Genomic DNA, 3,073 nt, shown 5'->3' on the forward strand with positions numbered 1-3,073 from the left:
CCGTGAGGGAAAGGCGAAAAGAACCCCGTTGAGGGGAGTGAAATAGACCCTGAAACCGTGTACGTACAAGCAGTGGGAGCCGTTTTCGGACGGTGACTGCGTACCTTTTGTATAATGGGTCAGCGACTTACTTTCAGTGGCAAGCTTAACCGCATAGGGGAGGCGTAGGGAAACCGAGTCTTAATAGGGCGTCATAGTCGCTGGGAGTAGACCCGAAACCGGGCGATCTATCCATGGGCAGGTTGAAGGTTGAGTAACATCAACTGGAGGACCGAACCGACTACCGTTGAAAAGTTAGCGGATGACCTGTGGATCGGAGTGAAAGGCTAATCAAGCCCGGAGATAGCTGGTTCTCCTCGAAAGCTATTTAGGTAGCGCCTCGTATCTCACCCACGGGGGTAGAGCACTGTGTCGGCTAGGGGCCCATCCCGGGTTACCAAACCGATGCAAACTCCGAATACCGTGGAGTGCAATTACGGGAGACAGACGGCGGGTGCTAACGTCCGTCGTCAAGAGGGCAACAACCCAGACCGCCAGCTAAGGTCCCAAAGTATGGTTAAGTGGGAAACGATGTGGAAAGGCCCAGACAGCCAGGAGGTTGGCTTAGAAGCAGCCACCCTTTAAAGAAAGCGTAATAGCTCACTGGTCGAGTCGGTCTGCGCGGAAGATGTAACGGGGCTCAAACCATACACCGAAGCTGCGGATTCAGTACAGTTTACTGTGCTGGGTGGTAGAGGAGCGTTCTGTAAGCCGATGAAGGTCAAGCTGGAAGGCAGGCTGGAGGTATCAGAAGTGCGAATGCTGACATGAGTAACGATAAAGGGGGTGAGAAGCCCCCTCGCCGGAAGACCAAGGGTTCCTGCGCAACGCTAATCGGCGCAGGGTGAGTCGGCCCCTAAGGTGAGGTCGAAAGACGTAATCGATGGGAAACGGGTTAATATTCCCGTACCGGTTGTAACTGCGATGGAGTGACGGAGAAGGGTAGGCCGGCCTGGCGATGGTTGTCCAGGTTTAAGGCAGTAGGCAGTGGGACCAGGCAAATCCGGTTTCATAATGCTGAGAGCTGATGACGAGGTCACTAAGGTGACTGAAGTGGTTGATCCCATGCTTCCAGGAAAAACTTCTAAGCGTCAGGTTACAAACGACCGTACCCCAAACCGACACAGGTGGTCAGGTAGAGAATACCAAGGCGCTTGAGAGAACTCGGGTGAAGGAACTAGGCAAAATGGCACCGTAACTTCGGGAGAAGGTGCGCCGCTGATGGTGATGGGACTTGCTCCTTAAGCTGTCGGCGGTCGAAGATACCAGGTGGCTGCGACTGTTTATTAAAAACACAGCACTGTGCTAACACGAAAGTGGACGTATACGGTGTGACGCCTGCCCGGTGCCGGAAGGTTAATTGATGGGGTTAGCTTAGGCGAAGCTCTTGATCGAAGCCCCGGTAAACGGCGGCCGTAACTATAACGGTCCTAAGGTAGCGAAATTCCTTGTCGGGTAAGTTCCGACCTGCACGAATGGCGTAACGATGGCCACGCTGTCTCCACCCGAGACTCAGTGAAATTGAAATCGCTGTTAAGATGCAGTGTATCCGCGGCTAGACGGAAAGACCCCGTGAACCTTTACTACAGCTTCACAGTGGACCTTGATATGACTTGTGTAGGATAGCTGGGAGGCTATGAAGCGTGGACGCCAGTCTGCGTGGAGCCAATCTTGAAATACCAGCCTGGTCATGTTGGGGTTCTAACCTGGCGCCATTATCTGGCGTGGGGACATTGTGTGGTGGGTAGTTTGACTGGGGCGGTCTCCTCCCAAAGAGTAACGGAGGAGCACGAAGGTGCGCTAAGTACGGTCGGACATCGTACGGTTAGTGTAAAGGCACAAGCGCGCTTGACTGCGAGAGGTACATCTCGAGCAGGTACGAAAGTAGGTCTTAGTGATCCGGTGGTTCTGTATGGAAGGGCCATCGCTCAACGGATAAAAGGTACTCCGGGGATAACAGGCTGATACCGCCCAAGAGTTCACATCGACGGCGGTGTTTGGCACCTCGATGTCGGCTCATCACATCCTGGGGCTGAAGCCGGTCCCAAGGGTATGGCTGTTCGCCATTTAAAGTGGTACGCGAGCTGGGTTTAGAACGTCGTGAGACAGTTCGGTCCCTATCTGCCGTGGACGTTGGAAGTTTGAGAAGAGCTGCTCCTAGTACGAGAGGACCGGAGTGGACGAACCACTGGTGTTCGGGTTGTTTCGCCAGAAGCATTGCCCGGTAGCTACGTTCGGACAGGATAACCGCTGAAAGCATCTAAGCGGGAAGCCCCCTTCAAGATGAGACTTCCCTGGACCTTCGAGGTCCCTGAAGAGCCGTCCAAGACCAGGACGTTGATAGGCTGGGTGTGTAAGCGTTGTGAGGCGTTGAGCTAACCAGTACTAATGACTCGTGCGGCTTGACCATATAACGCCAAAGCGATTTGAACGCCAACGACACAGATCGTTGAGAGTGTGAGCGCAGTAAATAGAATTCAGTCAAAAAATGCTCCCTGCATTTTTGACATTTCCGTCATCCTTGGCGGTCAGATTCCGGAGAGCGTGAGAGATCACGATCTCGACCAGTTTTGTCTGGCGACCATAGAGTATTGGCCCCACCTGATCCCATCCCGAACTCAGCAGTGAAACGATACATCGCCGATGGTAGTGTGGGGTCTCCCCATGTGAGAGTAGGTCATCGCCAGGCCTTAATTTAAAACCCTGATCGCTAACGAGAAATTAGCGGTCGGGGTTTTTGCTTTATGTGCCGTTATAATTTCCTCACTCCTCACTCCTCACTCCTCACTCCTCACTCCTCACTCCTCACTCCTCACTCCTCACTCCTCACTCCTCACTCCTCACTCCTCACTCCTCACTCCTCATTCCTCATTTTCTAAGTTGTTTCCTGATTTGCTGAATAGTCACTCATATTGGCCGGAAACAGCTCGCAGTGCTTAAACTCTCATGACGTTCCTTAAATCCCGCTTAACCTTGGGAATGTGAGCAAGCTGGCCGTACTTTTGGCAACAGAGTACAGTTTTTGCACAAAACG

Annotated in this window: 2 rRNA genes (1 of these 2 only partly in view); both read left to right on the forward strand. The window is 52.9% G+C overall.

Annotated features, from left to right (window positions below):
* Window positions 1–2,449 (forward strand): 23S ribosomal RNA (locus ABD892_RS00755) (it extends 453 nt beyond the left edge of the window).
* Window positions 2,450–2,612: 163 nt separating this feature from the next.
* Window positions 2,613–2,728, forward strand: a 5S ribosomal RNA gene (gene rrf / locus ABD892_RS00760).
* The last annotated feature ends 345 nt before the right edge of the window (window positions 2,729–3,073 follow it).

The sequence above is a fragment of the Kistimonas scapharcae genome (assembly GCF_039540975.1).
Lineage (GTDB): Bacteria > Pseudomonadota > Gammaproteobacteria > Pseudomonadales > Endozoicomonadaceae > Kistimonas > Kistimonas scapharcae.